Genomic DNA, 16330 nt, shown 5'->3' on the forward strand with positions numbered 1-16330 from the left:
CTGGCGCAGTCCCGACCTTAGCGGGCGGGACGTCCGTCAGCCAAACAAATATCCGAAGATCTCGTCACCCAGTTTGCGCTGGGCGATCTCGGCGTTGTTGGCCTCCTCGCGCGCGAATTTCACTGCGTGCTGCAGCTTTTCGACGCGCTCGGTGAGTTCGTTGACCCGCTTGGCGGGCAGGGCGCCGGAGAACTTGATGGTGCGCCAGTAGCCCACCACCACATCCTCGTGATACACCTCGACCTGGGCCGGATGCTTCTCCGTCGCTTCGGCTTTCACGTGGTTGCGCGGAATCTTCTTGGTGCGCACCGTCTGTACCGGCTCGGTGGCGTAGCAGTCGGCCGACGCGTCGTACTCCCAGGACTCCGCGGCATCGAGCACGGGCAGCTTGCGGATGAAGGTGTGCAGGTCGACCAGCTGCTTCTCCAGGAAGAGCAGGTAGGTGACGGGCGCGCCCTGGACCAGGGTGCGCCCGTCGACCACGACATCGGCCTTGGCCTCGCAGTTGGCCCAATCCTTGGTGGCCACCACGTCGAACAGTTTGGTCAGGATGTCGGCCGTGGCCTTGAGCACCTCTTCCGATTTCACCTGCACCCGGGTGGACTCGGGCGGCAACTGCTCACCCTCCTCGTCCTTGGGCCGGTAGGTGCGCGAGATACCGCTCAGCAACGGGTTCTTGCCCAGCCGGTGGTGTGCCTCGGTCAGCTCGGAAAAGGTGCGGGATTTGATCCCTTTCTCCACGGCGACAATCTGATTCAAACGTGTCATGCCCGGCACTGTATCGGGGATCGTGTTCGGTCAACCACCGATTTTCGCGCCGCGGAGCGGGAGATTGCGGTGAATTATTATGGGCAGTCCTGGTTTTCGTGCTGACTGCGCTTCCTCATGTTTTCCACATCCGGTGGAGTCTGGTTCAGCAGCAGCATGATCGCCGGGTCCGTGCCCGGGTCCGGTGCGACGTAGGCCGGCGGGTCGTAGCTCGGCGCCACCGGCGCGGCACCTGCGGAAACCGAGACGACCGCGAGCGGAACGACGGCCAGCATCCCGGCGGCGGCCACCCGCACAGCGGTGCGGCGGGACCCTGACTTCAGCCTGGACAGCATCTGTTTTCCTCTCTCCCACAAGGTGCTTCGCGAACGCGGTGCACATGCTCGATGGAAGAGCCCCTTGCTGGGAAATGAGTGAGGCGAATATGGGAAAAAGCTGAGTGGGCCCAAATTTCAGGGTACGCCCGGGCATTCGAATCCGGGCCCACTCCGGGTCATCCCGGATGCGCCGCAGCGGCTGTTCCCGTTCCGTTACCGAAACACTCGATTCACCGTCGCTTCCGCCACCGTTCGCGCGGCGTTCTCGGCGAAGGCCGCGTCGGCACCGTGAAGAAGCTGACCGAAGGAGTGATTGCTATCTGATCTCGATCCTGTTCGCCGAGGTATCAGCAATTTGGTGGCTAACTAGTATGGGTGCTGGGTCGGGGTTCCAACCCCGGAGGCAGTGATGAACGCTCGCCGTGTACTTCGCAGACACCACATCTCGCGGTGCCTCGCTCCTGTCGGGCTCGGAGCGGCACTGGTCTTCTTTCCGGCGGTGATGCCCGCCGCGCACGCGGATGCCGATTACGGCGGGGGGTGCGTGCTTTTCGACGGTAATCGGGCGGCGACGGTGGATTCGCTGCGGTTTCGCTGTGAGCCGTGGCAGCAGGATGCGATCTATCGGGACGCGCCGCGGGGAAGTGTGCCGATGGGGGTGAAGAACGGGTGGGTGGCCTCGCCGCCGTTCTGGGAGGCGGTGGCTCCCGCGATCTGGATCGGGAAGACGTTCTATACCGGGCCCGAGGGTGGGTGGCTGATGAACCGGATCACCGGGGCGGGGATCGAGGGCTGGCCCGCGGATGTGTACAGCACGGCGTCGGTGCTGGACGGGCAGCCGGCCTGGGCGCTGGATTATCGGCCGTCGCCCAGTCCGTGGTTGTACGACGAGATCCGGGAGGTCACGCCGGGGGTGTGGTTCGGTTACTCGCTGTCGCGAGAGGCGGGTGGGTACGCGCAGATACTGACGTTCATCCTTGCGTGACGGGGGTGCCCGCCACCTTCAGGGCCTGGGTGACCATCGGGACCTGCATCGGAAGACGGAGCAGCACAGCGAGTTTCAGGACGAGGGGCTTCTCGCTGCGGACCCAGTCGTAGGCCATCTGCAGATTGCCGGGGAAGACGGCCAGGAACAGCAGCGCGGCCAGGCGGCCGCCCAGCCGCTGGGTGCGCGGGCGGACCAGCAGGGTGCCCACCGCGAGCTCGGCGACACCGGAGCCCAGGGTGTAGGCGCGCGGGCTGCCGGGCAGCTGGGGCGGGACCAGCACATCGAAGAACTTGGGAACCAGGAAGTGCAGCGTTCCCATGCCCAGCAGGAAGACGGCCAATACCCGTGCGCGAGTCATTGCGGCAGCATAGCCATTATCTGACCGAGTAGTAAGTTCGGACCGGCGCTCCTCCGGAACCTGTTCGTGCACAATGTGTTCCATGCCGAGCGTATCGACCGAGACCCTGCTGCCCGCCACCGCCGAGGAGGTCTGGGCCAAGGTCGGTTCGGTGTCGGGCCAGGCCGAGTGGAGCACCGTCCGCACCGTCGCCACCGAGCTGCCCGAAACGCTGGAGCCCGGCACCACGTTCACCGCCACCATCGACAGCATGGGCATGTCCTCGGAGGTGGTGTGGACGGTCGTCGCGCTGGAACCCGAACGCCTGCTGGAAATGCGCGGGAAAGGCACCCTCGGCATCACCCTGAGCGTGCGCTACGCCCTCGAACCGCGAGCCGACGGCACCCGCCTGACCGTCGACATGGGCTTCGGCGGCGCCATGGTGAAGCTCATGGCCGGCGCGGTGAAGGCCACGGCCCGCAGGGATATGACCGCCTCGCTGGAACGGCTGGCCGATCTGCTGCGCGCCCCGGCGGCCTGACGCGACCTGCTCGTCTCGACTCCGACGCGCGGTGCCGAAACCCGATTTGCCCGTACCTGTTCGGGCCTACCATCGACGCATGCCGGACCCGCGGGACACCTCGACCATGATCGAGGGCCGGGTGGTGTACTCGGCGACCGACGCGGTGCGGGTCGCGTTCCGCCGCGGCCCGGGGGAGCCGTTCGCGCTCGGCGTCACCAACGGCCGCAGCGGCCGCCACCGCCTCACCTACGCGGACGGCGCGATCGTCTGGGTCGAATCCACGCCCGCCGCGCACACGATTCTCGAACGCGGCGACGGCACCGCCCTGGGCGTCATCACCCGTGCCGACACATCGACGGCGGTGGGTGCCACGGCGGGCACGCTCTTCCATTTCGTCCCCGATCGGGAGGCGGTGAGCGCGGACCTGTTCCGGCTGCGCGTCCTGGATCGCATGGGCCGGGATTTCGCCCACCTGGATGTGGTGCGCACCGCCGCCGGCTGGGCGACCGGCCGCAGCGCCGACGAGCACTGGGAATCGCATCTGTGGTGGGACCGTTCCGGCCCGGTCCTGCCCGTCCCGATCCTGGGCACCCGGCTGCTGGTCCGTCATCGGCCCGATCGCGACGAACGCGATGTCCTGCTGGCCGCCTGCGTGGACATCACGCTCGGCCTGCGCCCCTATGTCGCCGAGATGATGTAGCTCAGGTCAACTGCCGATAGTGCAGCGCCGCGTCGACCACCAGCCCGATTCCGATGGCGGCGAACAGGATTCGCAGGGTCACCGGCCCGTACCGCGCCAGCGCCCGCACCACTCGCCGATAGAATCGCTGCGCGCCCGGCGTCCGCCGGGAGGCCAGCGCCAGCACGGCCAGCGGCGGTATCAGCGCCAGCGCGCAGTAGACGACCACGATCACCGGCCAGAACGCCGGAATCGGATGCTGTGCCGACAGCATGGCGAGCCCGGCCAGATAGGGCACCGCGGTCGGCGCCTGCCCGAGCCCGATCGCGACACCGGCGAGCGCCAGCGCCCACGGTTTGCGCCGGATGGCCGGCACCCACGGTGGTGTCGCGCCCTTGGCGGTGGCGGGCAGGGCCGCCAGCACCACGAGCGCGATGCCGATGCCCAGCTCACCCCAGTACCGGATCGCCGGGGTCACCCGGAAACCGACGAGATCGGTCAGAAAGCTCAGGCCCAGTACCGTGCAGATGCCGAAGGTGGTGGTCACCGCGAAAACCCCGGCGAGGAAACTCAATCCGCCCGGAACGGGCGACCGGCGTCCCAGCTTGCTGTCGAAGATCACCGCGGTCGTCACTCCGACCAGCAAGACATCCAGCGAATCCAGAAACGCGAAGAACAGGAGGGCCAGGAGGAGACTCAGCATGACCCTTCGAACATACGCGAGCCCGGTCAGTCAGCGATCTTGATGACGAGCTTGCCGAGGTTCTTACCGGTCAGCAGTCCCTGGAAGGCTTCGACGGTGTGATCGAGGCCGTCGACTACGTCCTCCAGATACGCGAGCTTCCCCTCGGCCAGCCAGCGGGTGGCCTCGGTGTGGAATTCGCCGAGCTGGTCCTGGAATTCGGTCTGGATGAAGCCGCGCACAGTGAGGCTCTTGCGCAGGATCAGCGACATGAGCTGGTTGACGCGATCCGGTCCGGGCGGCAGGTCGGTGGCGTTGTAGCTGGAGACCAGCCCGCAGACGGGAATCCGGGCGAACTTGTTGAGCCGGGGGAGCACCGCGTCGAAGACCGCGCCGCCGACGTTCTCGAAGTAGACGTCGATGCCGTCGGGTGTGGCGGCGGCCAGCTGTGCGGCGAAATCCGGTGCGCGATGGTCGAGGGCGACATCGAAGCCGAACTTCTCGCGCAGCAGCGCCACCTTCCGCGGCCCGCCGGCGATGCCGACCGCCCGCGCGCCCTTGATCCTGGCGATCTGCCCGACGGTCGCGCCGACCGGCCCGGTGGCGGCCGCGACGACCACGGTCTCGCCGGGCTTGGGCGCTCCGATGGTGAGCAGCCCGGAGTACGCGGTGAACCCGGGCATCCCGAGCACCCCGAGCGCCGTGCTCACCGGCGCGGCCGCGGGATCCAGCGTGCGCAGATATGAGGTGGGCTCGACGGAGTGCGTCTGCCACCCGCCGTAGCCGAGCACGATATCGCCCGGCTGGAAGCTCGGGTCGGTGGATTCGAGCACCCGGGAAACCGTTGCGCCGACCATGGTTTCGCCGATCCCCACCGGCGGTGCGTAGGACGGCGCGTCGCTCATACGACCCCGCATGTAGGGGTCCAGCGACAGATACAGCGTCTGCAGCACCGCCTGCCCCGGCCGCGGCGGCGGCAGGTCGACGGTTTCGGTGCGGAAGTTGTCCTGCTGCGGCATGCCGGTCGGGCGGGAAGCCAGGACGATCCGGGTGCTCTTCATCGGCGGTACGACCTTTCGATTGATCAGGGCGCTCGGTACAGCGCGCTGCCCGCGACCCACTGTTCCCACGGCACGCCCCAGTCCCCGTTCTGCCACACCTCCAGCGGATCGGCGCCGGTATTGCGCACCTCGACCACATCTCCGAGCTGGGAGAAGTCGAAGAACCAGCTGGCGTTGTCGGTGCTCAGGTTGAGGCAGCCGTGCGACACATTGCTGCTGCCCTGCGCCCACACCGTGGAATCGAGGGCGTGCACGAAGATGCCGTCGGTGCTGATCCGCGTGGCCCAGCCGATGGTCTCCTTGTATCCGAGTGAGGATTTGACCGGTAGCCCGTAGGTGGAGGAATCCATGATCACCGGATTGGCCTTGCCCAGCACGGTGTAGACGCCGGGCTGGGTCCAGAACGAGATGGTCCGGCCGCCGACATTCGTGCTGCCGCCCCGGCCCATCGAGGTGGGCATGGTCCGCACCAGCTGCCCGTTCTCGTAGACCTCGATCTGTTTGGTGTTGTCGTCGGCGATGGAGACGTGCGCGGGTCCGATGCCGAAGGAGGTGTGCGCGTCGTCCTGTCCGAACAGGCCCGGCCCGAGTTCCGCGCCGTAGATGTTCGCGGCGACCGTGACGGTGGTGCCCGGCCGGTGGTATTCGCGGGGCCGCCAGTGCGCGTTGCGGTTGTCCATCCAGTACCAGACGCCCTCGACCGGCGGGTTGGTCGTGACGACCAGTCGCTTCTCGGCCGCGGCGCGGTCCGGGATGTCCTCGTCGAAGTGCGCGGCCACGATGGCCCCGACCCCGTAGGTCGCGCCGTCGGCCAGCGGCTGCCCGTCGGTGGTGGTGAGCGTGACCCTGGTCTGATTGCCGGGGGTGACGGTGGTGAAGGTGGAGCTGACCGGTCCGGTCGGCCCGGTCACGCTGAGTCCGTTGGCGGCCACGGTGTAGGTCCGCCCGTAGCCGAGTCGTTCGTTCGGCGTCCAGGCGGTCTTGTCCGGGTTCAGGGTGCCCGGGATGATCCGGCCTTCGTCGTCGGTCAGCGTGATGTCGGTGAGGATGCCGCCGCTGGTGCGCACGGTCACCGGTTCGGCCGGATTCACCTGCTGTGCCCCGGTCGCGGGCGTCACGGTGAGGACGGCGGGTGGCGGCGCGGGTTTGCCGGGTAGCGGATCCGGTGTCGGCGTGGATGAGCAGGCCGCGGTAACCAAGATCATTGCGACGAATGATCCGATGGCCACTCTGGATCGAAAACGGCGGGGTGCCATGGCTTCTCCCTCCGGCTCGCACTGTCCTACAGCGGAGCTTAGGCGACCGCACCCGGAAAATGTCCGACCCGATTGCTTGCAATACGCTAACGCCCTATCTACTGTCTATGTACGTAGACAGTAGATAAAGCTTGTGCCGATGCGACCACCCTCGGCACAGGGCGTCCTGGGGACAGGACGCCCCGGGGCTGGGACGTGCAACCCTCATCTGCACGTCCCAGCCCCGGGATTCAGCGCGCGGGCCGGAGCAGCTCGCCCCACAGCGCCCCGCTCAGGGTTTTGGTCGCCACCACGGCCCAGGCTCCGACCAGCAGGCCGTACAGCGCCACCGCGATCACCGCGAACAGATCGGCGCCGGTGTGGGCGAACAACACGGTGGTGCCGGTGACACAGGTGCCGAGCGGGAAGGTGAAGCCCCACCAGGTCATGTTGAACGGCATGGACTTGCGGGCGTGCACGGTGACCGCCACCGCCAGGGCCAGCCACAGCATCGCGAATCCCCAAGTGGGAATGCCGAATACGAGGGCGAACACATCCAGCCCGTCGGCCTCGCGCTGGGGCAGCGCGCCGGGGGCGACGGTGGCCAGCTGACCGGCGGCGGTCACCGACTGGCCCAGCGGGCCCAGTACCAGCCACACGGTGGCGACCATGCCGGCCGGGGGCAGGCCGTGGTGCAGCAGTCGCGACCAGATCATGGTGATGGTGACGACCGCGGCGATGAAGCTCAGCCCGAACATGGCCAGGCAGCCCACGAGCATGGTGAGACGGGGCTGCCCCTCGGGCAGATAGGGGATCAGCAGCGCGCCGGTGGCGGCCGAGACCATGGGCGGCACGACCGGCATCAGCCAGCCGCCGAAGGCGGCGTCGGGGTCGAAGTGGTGCCGGGTGATCATCCGATAGGGGATGGCCAGCGCGGTGAGCAGACCGAGCGCGGTGCCCGCCGACCACAGCACCCAGTCCACGGCCAGCGCGGCCGACAGCCCGATCACATGCTGTCCGAGTACCAGGGTGCCCGCGCCGACGGTCATGAGCGCCATCGGCGGCGCGCCGTAGAACTGCATCATCACCGGATGTGAGCCGTGCGAGCGGGCGGCGTCGGGGTAGCGCAGCCAGTGCATCACCCAGACTCCGGCCAACGCCACCAGCAGCAGTGAGGCCAGTCCCCACACCAGGGTGGCTGCGGCCTGCAGGCCGGGGAATTGCAGGGGCAGGGTGGCGGCGGCATTGGCGACGATGCCGGTGCCCATCACGGCCGCGAACCAGTTGGGCGCCAGGTAGCGCAGCGGCTCCTCACCCCCGGGGGCGGCGGCGTGCTTCGGCGCGGACGTCCCGGATCGCACGCCAGGGTCCAGGGTCTGGGTTTCGCGTCGGAACGTCACTGTGGTCATGTATCCAGCATCGGCAGTGGCGAATGTCCCGAGTAGTGGTCACAACCCGATGGGTCCATAGACCGGTTCTATGTCCTGGCGGAGTCCTCCCCGAATCCCGAGCGCGGGCATGATCGCCGTGCAAGAATCTGGGGCTTGTCGACCGCTCGTCTGTGTCATCGCATGAAGGAGTCACCTGTGCGCGTCAGGTATCTGCTCGGTCTGCCGGTTGCGGTATTCGTCCTGGTTCCCGTATTCGCCACGGCCGGTGCGGGTTCCGCGCACGCCTCGGGCTCGACCTACACCTGCACCGCCGAATCCTGGAGCGGTGAAACCCTTCCCGTCGTCACGGTCGACGCACCGTACAGCGTGTATCAGGCCAAGGGCCTGGCCAAGACCGAATGGCGCGGCAAGGCCAAGTACTCGACGATCGACTGCAAACCGGCCGCCTGAGATCAGGGCCGCACCACGGCCCGGATGACCTGGGTGCGCAGCGGCAGCTCGAATTCCCCCGTCGCGGTCTCGGTTCTGCCGCGCAGGTAGGCCGTGATCCGCGCGAGCACCTCGGCGCGTTCCTCGGGTGGGATCACCAGGGTGTGCGAATGCGTTCCGATTGTGGCGGTGAGGCTTTCGGCATTCCGCCGCTGCGTGTGTGGAAACTCGTTCTGCTCGAACGCCTGGAACGCCCGATGTGACGGAAGCCGCTGCTCCGCAACGGGTGTGAACGACGCGCCCGACCGCGATACCCGATCCAGCTCGGCCACCCACTCGACCGAGGTGTCCGGTGAGTTCCAGAAGGCCGCGAGCACCCCGCCGGGCCGCAGCACCCGCGCGATCTCCGGCAGCGCCCGCTCCTGATCGAACCAGTGGAAGGCTTGGCCGACCAGGACGGCATGCACCGAATCATCGGGCAGCGGAATGGATTCCGCCGTCCCGGCGAAGGCCGGAGTCTCCGGATGACGCCGCACGAGAGCGGCCCGCATGCCGTCGTCGGGCTCCACCGCGACCACCCGCACCCCGGCGGCGTGCAGCACCCCCGTCAGCTTGCCGGTTCCCGCGCCCAGATCGAGTGCCTCACCGCCACCGCCGACCGGTTCCAGCGCCCAGCGCACGGCCGCCATCGGATAGTCCGGCCGATGTTCGTCGTACGCCGCGGCTTCCGGCCCGAACGACTGCGCTCGTCGTGCCAGCAGTTCGGAATTCTCGACGCCCCATTCCCCGGCCCAGGTCATCCGGCCATGCTAGGTCACACCGCGCGGCGGTGGCTGAGCCAGGCGAAAGAGGCGATGCCCAGCGGGATCTGGCTCCAGAAGGTGAGCAGCCGGAAGCCGAGCACGGCGGCCACCGCGACACCCGCGGTCAGACCCGCGACGGCGGTGAGACCGGCGGCGAGGGTGAGCTCCTTGGTGGCGACACCGTTGGGGGAGGGCAGCAGTGGGGCCAGCGCCACGGTGACGAGATGGACCACGAAGGCGTCGGTGAGGGGCATGTGCGCGCCCACCGCGTGCAGCACCGCCCAGAGGGCGAGCACCATGAGCAGCGGCTGCAGCAGGGCGCACAGCCAGAGGGCGGCGGCACGGCGCGGGCGAACGGCGGTGGCGGCCACCGATTTCCACGCCGTGCGGGTGTTGACGCGGGCTTCGCGCAGGCGCGCGCGGACGGCGCGCCAGCCGCCCCGGGAGACGAAACGGCGGTACAGCAGCACGGCGGCGAGGGCCACCGCGATACCGCCGGTGATCAGCACGGCAGCGAGGATCGCGGCTGTGCGCCAAGGGTTTTCGACGGCGCTGTGCCAGGTGGCGGAGATGCGCTCGCCGAGGCCGTGCCAGGGGGCCTGCGCGCCGGAGCGGTCCATCAGGCTCGGGGTGGCCAGCACGGCCAGGATCACCAGCGGGACGCGGACGACGAAGGCGGCGAAGCCGAACAGGGTGATGGAGGCGAGGGCGGCGGTGTGGCTGAGGCCCTCCTTGCGCAGGAAGCGCAGCCGGATCAGCAGATTCGCGGCGGGGATCAGCCCGATGGCGGGGAAGGCCAACTGCAGCGCGAACAGCCGCCGCGCGCAGGTCTCACCCGGAATCGAGCCGCGCAGCATGAGTACGGAGGTGGGCCAGAGCAGCAGTGTGGCCAGCGCCGCGAGCGCCAGCCAGCGCGGGTCGGCGCCGAGCAGGGTGTCGATACCGGTGCCCACGGCTTCGCGCTGCCAGATCGTGGCGGCGAGAACGGCGATGGCCACCAGGACCGTCGGCAGAGCCTTGCGGACCCTCGGGAGCCTCCGACCCGCTGCGGGCCCGGCCTTTCCGGAAGCGGACGGGTCTGCTCCGGCGGTCGGCTGGTCTGTTGTCGTCGCGGCGGGTGTTGCCGTCGCCATCGACTCTCCTCGAGGTGTCGCGGGCATCCGCAGTGTGGATCGCGGCCGTGCTGACCGACATTAACCGCTACATCGCGGGGGAGGAGTCGCTTTCCGCCAACGTTCGATTTGCTGTCACTTGTGGGCGTATTCCCAGTCGATATCGTCGTCGAGAGCCTGGCGAATGCGGTCGGCGAGCTCGTTTGTCCAGCCCTCCGGTTGCGCGACGGCGACCCATCCGTCGAGGACGAGTGTCCCATAGCGGTGACCGTGGCCGGACGGAACCCCCTGTGCGTTGGCCAGATCCGCGCTGACCTGCCAGAACGTCACGATCGGCCACCAGCGCATGGATTTGGAGACATCGGTTCCGCGGGGTTCGGCCAGCCAGTCCGGGCGTTCGAACAGCAGATCCGGCGACCACCAGACGATGGGGTCGGAGGCGTGCTGCAGGTATACGATGCGGGGTGAAAGCCACTGTCCCGCAGGCCGGTTCAAATTCTCGGCGACGCCGGCGAAACGGACGATCAAACCGTCGGCGTAGATGGGCAGAATTTCCGGCGTGCCGGGATCGCGCCGCTGCTCCAGCGAACTCCAGATGCGATTGGAATTGGGCGGTCCCACCCACAGCACGCCGTCCACCAGCGTCCGGATGTCGTCAAGACCGGTGAACGCGCCCTCCGATCCCTGCGATCCCAGGCTCTCGCCGTAGACCAGGAGTTTCGGCCGGGACTCCGGCGGCAGCTGCGCCCACCGCGCGTGCACCGAGTGCACGAGCAGCCGCCCGGCCTCGGTGGCCTTCTGCTTGTCCGACAGGAACGACAGCACACTGGGCAGATACGAGTACTGGGTCGCCGCGATGGCGCTGTCGCCGCCGTACATGTACTCGATGGCCCCGGCGGTGGTGGAGTCCACCCAGCCGGTGCCGGTGGTCGTCACCACCACCAGCACCCTGCGCTCCCAGGCCCGGGTGCGGTCCAGCTCCTGGACCACCAGATCGGCGACCTGCTCCGGTGTCGGCGCGGATTCCAGGCCCGCGTACACCCGGATCGGTTCGCGCGCGGGCGCTCCGGTGACCGCCGTGATGCGCTCGGCCGTCGGCGCGTTCGCCACGAACCAACGTCCTTCCGAGCCAAGGGTTTTCCACGGTGCGAGCGATTCCGGGCTGCCCGACCGCTCCGGCAGCAGCGGCTGCGCCGCATGGGGCGAGGTGTGCCCGTTGCGCAGGCTGAACGCCGAATTGGCCACGGAGAAGAAGGCTTTCACCAGCACGCCCTGGAACAGCAGCACGCAGAAGACGGTCACCAGCGCCACCGCGCCCGGCAGCGCGTACCGGCGCGGCACCCGCAGATCCAGGTTGAGTGCGTTCGAGATACGCCGGACCATCCAGCGCAGCACGCGAAACACGCCGATCACCAGTGCGACGGTGGCGAAGCCCAGCAGTTCGGTGCGCAGGTATCCGGAGGTGGTGGTCGGCTTCATGCCCATCACCACCTCGATATCGCGCTGCCAGCGCGCCGACCGCGCCAGCACCAGGCCGGGCACGACGACCACGGCCACCAGCGTCAGCGCTTTGATCAGATCGCGGGTGGACTGGGCGAGATGGAAGATGCGCGCCTCGCGCCAGCCCTGCGGCAGCCGCTGCCGGAGCCAGGTGCGGTACGCCCACTCCAGTACGCATCCGACGCCGTAGCCGATGACCGCGCTGACGCCGCTGACAAGCCCCTGGAAGATCCACGTCCGCGGCAGCAGCGAGGGCGACACCGACCAGATGAAGAACAGCGCGGCCACCACCATGCCGACATAGTTCGGGCTCAGGGCGCGCTCGGCGGCCAACAGCAGCCCGATCACACGGCTGCCCAGTGAAGCACCGAAACGGGGCTCATCAGTCATGAATCCGAGTGTCACCCGGGATTAGCTGGCTCGGTGTCCAGCGACACGCGGCGGGTATCGTTTGCGAACACGGCCATTCATCATCTCTCAGGATCTTGTGACAGACTGCACAGCGAAGTTGGAGCGGCGGCGGTGTGGGTGATGGTGGGAACTCAATCGGATGAGACGTCGGGACGGGTGATTCGCTTCCCCGGCCGGCGTCGTGCGGACCAGGCTCAGGCCATGCCCACGAGCCGCATCGGCCGGGATGCCAAGATCGCTTCCCTGCCGGTCGCCTATGCCGGTCGCCGGGCCGCCGGATTGGGCAAACGCATGATCGGCCGATCCGCGGCCGATATCGAACGCGATATCCAGGTGCGCACCGCCGAGCATCTGGTCGATGTGCTGGGTGAGCTGAAAGGATGCGCGGCCAAGCTCGGCCAGATGGCCTCGGTGTACCGCGCCATGATCCCGACGGTGATTCCGGAGGACTTCGCCGAGGTCGCGGGTGCGGCCCTGGCGCGGCTGCAGGATTCCGCGCCGCCCATGATGCCGGGGCTGGTCCAGCAGGTGCTGGTGCGCGGATTCGGGCCCGAGTGGCGCACCCGGTTCCGGAGTTTCGACGACCGTCCGGCCGCGGCGGCATCGCTGGGCCAGGTGCATCGCGCGGTATGGCACGACGGCCGCCGGGTCGCGGTGAAGATCATGTACCCGGGCGCCCGCGACGCCGTCGACTCCGATCTGCGGCAGCTGCGGAGCCTGAGCGGCATGATCGGTGCGCTGATGCCGGGCGCGGATGTGCAGGGGATCATCGAGATGGTCTGCTCGGTGGTCGGCGACGAACTCGACTACCACCGCGAGGCCGACTATCAGCAGCGAGCGTCGGACATGGTGGCCGCCGGCACGGAATTCGTGGTGCCGCAGGTGATCATGTGCACCGACGAGATCATCGTGAGCGAGTGGATCGACGGCACGCCGGTGACCCGGTTGATCACCTCCACCGATACCGCCGAGCGCAGCCGGGTGGGGATCCAGATCATCCGGTTCGTCGAAACCCTGCGCGAGCATTGCCGGCTGCTCTACAGCGATGTGCATCCGGGCAATTTCCTGGTGCTGCCGGACGGGCGGCTGGCGGTCGTCGATTTCGGTGCGTGCGAGCAGTATCCGGAGGGGTTCCCGCGCATGGTCGGCGATATCGCCGACCCGCTGTTCAACGCCGGGCCCGCCGAGCTGGAGGCGGTACTGCGCCGGCACGGATTCGTGCGCCCGGAACAGGATTTCGATGTCGAGGAACTGCTGCGGATCGTCTCGCCGTTCCTGGATGTGCTGCTGGAACCGGACTTCCGGCTGTCCCAGGAGTGGCTGCGCGCGCAGGCCGTCGCCATTCTGGAGATCCGGCTGTCGAATGTGTTCCGGCAGATGACATTACCGCCGCATCTGACCGCCATGGCGCGCACCATCGGCACCACCCTCGGCCTGCTCTGTCAGCTCGGCACCGATGGCGTGCGCGACGAACTACTGTCCTGGTGGGTCGAGATCGGCCGGGTGGTGCGCGCCTACGAGGAGCGCGTGGCGGCCGGGCGCGCCCGGGTCGTCCCCTGACGCCGGTGCGTCGGCCGCGCCGGGCAGCCTGCTGAAGGTGTAGTGCCGGAACGGGAAATGCTTGTTCCCCCACCACATCTCGAAGTGCGTACTGGGCCGGATGGGCGCGGGATCGCCCTGATAGTTCACGTAGTAGGTATTGGATCCCGCGCAGGCGTCCGACAGCCACATCGTCTGCGATCCGCGCCGCAGGCATTTGCGGAAGTACGCGTCGTGCGGTTCCTGCTTGATCTCGACCGCCGTGGCCCCCCGCCGCCGGGCCTCGGTGATGGCCCGCGCCGCATGCCGCGCCGTGCATTCGATCATGGCGATATACGAGCCCGCCGCGAATCCGTACGGCCCCGTAATGGTGAACAGGTTCGGGAATTTCGGCACCGACACCCCCTGGTACGCCTGGTAGCGATTGCGGTCCCAGAACTCGCCGAGTTCGAGGCCGTCGCGCCCGCGGAGCGGATAGGGTGGCGCGTAGCCCTTCTCCATGACCCGGAATCCGGTGGCGCACACCAGCACATCGACCTCGTGTGCCCGGCCGTCGGCGGTGACCACGTCGGTGCCGGTGATCTTGTCGATGGCCGCGGTGACGAGCTCGACATGCGGGCGGGTGAAGGTGCGCAGGTACCGGTTGGACACCGACGGCCGTTTGCATCCGGGCGCGTAGTCGGGGGTGAGCTGCCGGGCCAGCTCCTGGTCGCCGGGCAGCCAGGCTCGGTACATGAGGCCGCCGCCGCGCTGGGCGAGCTTCACCAATCCCGGTATGCGGCTGTGGAATACGCCGACACCGGAGATGCCGAAGTCGATGCCGAGGGTGACCGCGGCGCGGATGGCCCGGCGCAGCGGGCCGATGTTCACCAGGACGTCCTTGGCCAGGGCCGGAATCGGGAAGTCCGGTTTCGGGGCCACCCAGATGGGTCGCCGCTGGAACACCGTCAGCGACCCGGCCACATCGGCCAACTCCGGAATGAGTTGCAGCGCGGTGGCTCCCGTGCCGATGACGGCGATGCGTTTACCCCGGTAGTCGTAGTCGTGATCCCACTGCGCGGTGTGCACCACCTTGCCGGTGAAGCCGTCGATACCGTCGATATCGGGCAGCCGGGGGATCTCCAGCCCGCCGACCGCGCCCACCACGAACCGGGCGGTGACCTCCTGCCCGGTGTCCAGCCGCCCGCGCCACAGATGGTTCGCCTCGTCCCATTCACCGCCGACCACCCTGGTGTTCAACAGGATTCGGGATCGCAGTCCGTAGGCGTCGACCACCTGATCCGCGTACGCCTTGACCTCCGCGCCGGGGGCGAACATGCGCGACCAGGTCTTGGGCGGCTCATAGGAGAAGCTGTAGTAGATCGACGGAATATCCACGGCCACACCGGGATAGGTGTTGGCGTGCCAGGTGCCGCCGATATCGCTGTTCTTGTCGACGATGACGAAGTTGTGGATTCCGGCCCGGCGCAGTTCGACCCCCATGCCGATGCCGCCGAAGCCCGCGCCGATGACTACCACGTCGAAGTCGGGTGCTGTTGCCGACACTGGTCACCTCCGTTGGTGCTGCCTGATTCGACGGTAGCATTGTCCCAGACAGTGAGCCAGGGCGGATTCGTCCGTCGGCGGCCGGTCGCCCTCTCGTCGTGTGCCTGTCGGCACCGCGAACCCGCGTGCGGAACGGAAGGTGAGAGCCTAGACTGTCTGAGACGTAATCGAAAGTTGTCGAAAGGTGACAGGATGGGTGCCCAGACGGTCGTCGCCGACGTAGCCGACGAGCTCGCTCGCCGCGTCGCGACCGGGGAGCTCGCGCCCGGCGACCTGATGCCCTCCGTCCGCCAGGTCGCCGAGGAATTCGAGATGAATCGCGCGACGGCCCAACTGGTGCTGGGCAAGCTGGAGTCCTACGGATTCGTCGACGCCCATCGCGGCCGCGGCTTCACCGTGCGCGATGTGCGCCGCGCCGGTGGCGTGGAGGTGTATCGGCGGCTGTTCCGGCTGTCGATGCCCGCGCCCGAACTGGCCGCCGACATGTTCCGCAATATCGTGGAGACCGAGCGCATGATCGTGCTCGACGCGCTCATCGCCTACACCGAGAGCGGGCGCGGCGCGGAGCTCGAGGAACTGCGCGAGGAGGTCGAGGAGCTCGAAATCCTCGCGCGCGCAACGCCGCCCGATCACGCGCGGATGCTCGCCCTGGAGGTGGGCCTGGTGCGCAGGCTGCTCACCGAGCTCGGGCAGAGCATGCAGCGCGCGGTGCTCAACTCGGTGGGAGATCTGCTGTTCGAGGTGCCCGAGGCGATCGAGGCGTTCTACGCGGTCTCGCCCGATCTGCACGTGCTGGCCTGGCAGGCGCTGCTGGCGGTGTGGGAGACCGGGACAGGCCCGTCGGAGGCGCAGCTGGCGCTGTTCGAGGACCTGTTCGGCATGTACCACGACAGGGTGGTCGCCCGGTTCGAAGAACTGGTCTTCGGTTCCCCGGCGACCGGCACACACGCGGTGCCGGTCCGGCATTCGGCGACGGCGTAGCCTCGCGGCGACCGCCGTGCGACCGCCCG

The 16330-nt window shown here is 68.2% G+C and carries 17 protein-coding genes; 6 read left to right on the top strand and 11 right to left on the bottom strand.

Features of this window, described 5'->3' with window-relative positions; genetic code table 11:
* Positions 1-36: 36 nt before the first annotated feature.
* Both JK358_RS31355 and JK358_RS31360 read right to left on the bottom strand, forming a co-directional pair.
* Positions 37-768 carry a DUF7873 family protein gene (locus JK358_RS31355; RefSeq protein ID WP_201954774.1) on the bottom strand — a complete coding sequence of 244 codons (732 nt, stop codon included), beginning with the start codon at positions 766-768 and terminating at the stop codon, positions 37-39.
* A gap of 77 nt (positions 769-845) precedes the next feature.
* Entirely contained in the window at positions 846-1103 is a 258-nt protein-coding gene (locus tag JK358_RS31360) for a hypothetical protein (protein WP_201954775.1), read from the bottom strand.
* Positions 1104-1587: 484 nt separating this feature from the next.
* Here JK358_RS31360 and JK358_RS31365 point away from each other — a divergent pair, with 484 nt between their 5' ends.
* Entirely contained in the window at positions 1588-2070 is a 483-nt protein-coding gene (locus JK358_RS31365; RefSeq protein WP_232852240.1) for a hypothetical protein, read from the top strand.
* Here JK358_RS31365 and JK358_RS31370 read toward each other — a convergent pair.
* Positions 2057-2431, bottom strand: coding sequence for a DoxX family protein (locus tag JK358_RS31370; RefSeq protein ID WP_201954777.1), 375 nt, complete (start codon positions 2429-2431; stop codon positions 2057-2059). The genes JK358_RS31365 and JK358_RS31370 overlap by 14 nt on opposite strands.
* Positions 2432-2513: 82 nt before the next feature.
* Here JK358_RS31370 and JK358_RS31375 point away from each other — a divergent pair, with 82 nt between their 5' ends.
* Together JK358_RS31375 and JK358_RS31380 are read left to right on the top strand one after the other, a co-directional pair.
* Positions 2514-2951, top strand: a complete 438-nt coding sequence (locus JK358_RS31375; protein ID WP_201954778.1) for a type II toxin-antitoxin system Rv0910 family toxin — start codon at positions 2514-2516, stop codon at positions 2949-2951.
* A gap of 79 nt (positions 2952-3030) precedes the next feature.
* Complete coding sequence (locus JK358_RS31380; RefSeq protein ID WP_201954779.1) at positions 3031-3633, top strand: hypothetical protein; 603 nt, start codon at positions 3031-3033, stop codon at positions 3631-3633.
* A 1-nt stretch (position 3634) separates the two neighbouring features.
* On the opposite strand, the gene JK358_RS31385 is transcribed toward JK358_RS31380, so the two are convergent.
* The 4 genes from JK358_RS31385 to JK358_RS31400 form a co-directional block, all read right to left on the bottom strand.
* Positions 3635-4315 carry a GAP family protein gene (locus tag JK358_RS31385; protein WP_201954780.1) on the bottom strand — a complete coding sequence of 227 codons (681 nt, stop codon included), beginning with the start codon at positions 4313-4315 and terminating at the stop codon, positions 3635-3637.
* 26 nt (positions 4316-4341) lie between these two features.
* Positions 4342-5355, bottom strand: a complete 1014-nt coding sequence (curA, locus tag JK358_RS31390) for an NADPH-dependent curcumin/dihydrocurcumin reductase (RefSeq protein WP_201954781.1) — start codon at positions 5353-5355, stop codon at positions 4342-4344.
* A gap of 23 nt (positions 5356-5378) precedes the next feature.
* Complete coding sequence (locus tag JK358_RS31395) at positions 5379-6560, bottom strand: L,D-transpeptidase (RefSeq protein ID WP_307817827.1); 1182 nt, start codon at positions 6558-6560, stop codon at positions 5379-5381.
* Positions 6561-6841: 281 nt separating this feature from the next.
* Positions 6842-7999 (bottom strand): TDT family transporter, encoded by a 1158-nt coding sequence (locus JK358_RS31400; RefSeq protein ID WP_201954783.1) that lies wholly within the window; start codon positions 7997-7999, stop codon positions 6842-6844.
* A gap of 177 nt (positions 8000-8176) precedes the next feature.
* Between JK358_RS31400 and JK358_RS31405 the strand changes: the two genes are divergently transcribed.
* Positions 8177-8431 carry a hypothetical protein gene (locus JK358_RS31405; RefSeq protein ID WP_201954784.1) on the top strand — a complete coding sequence of 85 codons (255 nt, stop codon included), beginning with the start codon at positions 8177-8179 and terminating at the stop codon, positions 8429-8431.
* 2 nt (positions 8432-8433) lie between these two features.
* On the opposite strand, the gene JK358_RS31410 is transcribed toward JK358_RS31405, so the two are convergent.
* The 3 genes from JK358_RS31410 to JK358_RS31420 form a co-directional block, all read right to left on the bottom strand.
* Complete coding sequence (locus tag JK358_RS31410) at positions 8434-9210, bottom strand: class I SAM-dependent methyltransferase (RefSeq protein ID WP_201954785.1); 777 nt, start codon at positions 9208-9210, stop codon at positions 8434-8436.
* A 14-nt stretch (positions 9211-9224) separates the two neighbouring features.
* On the bottom strand, positions 9225-10346 hold the full coding sequence (locus JK358_RS31415; protein WP_201954786.1) for a lysylphosphatidylglycerol synthase transmembrane domain-containing protein: 1122 nt from the start codon (positions 10344-10346) through the stop codon (positions 9225-9227).
* A gap of 114 nt (positions 10347-10460) precedes the next feature.
* Positions 10461-12215 (bottom strand): alpha/beta hydrolase, encoded by a 1755-nt coding sequence (locus tag JK358_RS31420; RefSeq protein ID WP_201954787.1) that lies wholly within the window; start codon positions 12213-12215, stop codon positions 10461-10463.
* A gap of 222 nt (positions 12216-12437) precedes the next feature.
* Between JK358_RS31420 and JK358_RS31425 the strand changes: the two genes are divergently transcribed.
* The gene (locus tag JK358_RS31425) at positions 12438-13796 is read left to right on the top strand and encodes an ABC1 kinase family protein (protein ID WP_201954788.1); all 1359 of its coding nucleotides are present in this window, start codon (positions 12438-12440) and stop codon (positions 13794-13796) included.
* Here the strand turns inward: JK358_RS31425 and JK358_RS31430 are convergent.
* The gene (locus JK358_RS31430) at positions 13710-15320 is read right to left on the bottom strand and encodes a flavin-containing monooxygenase (RefSeq protein ID WP_307817828.1); all 1611 of its coding nucleotides are present in this window, start codon (positions 15318-15320) and stop codon (positions 13710-13712) included. The two genes, JK358_RS31425 and JK358_RS31430, sit on opposite strands and share 87 nt — an antisense overlap.
* 192 nt (positions 15321-15512) lie before the next feature.
* On the opposite strand from JK358_RS31430, the gene JK358_RS31435 reads away from it, so the two are divergent.
* On the top strand, positions 15513-16301 hold the full coding sequence (locus JK358_RS31435) for a GntR family transcriptional regulator (protein WP_201954789.1): 789 nt from the start codon (positions 15513-15515) through the stop codon (positions 16299-16301).
* The last annotated feature ends 29 nt before the right edge of the window (positions 16302-16330 follow it).

The organism is Nocardia acididurans (genome assembly GCF_016741815.1).
GTDB lineage: Bacteria > Actinomycetota > Actinomycetes > Mycobacteriales > Mycobacteriaceae > Nocardia > Nocardia acididurans.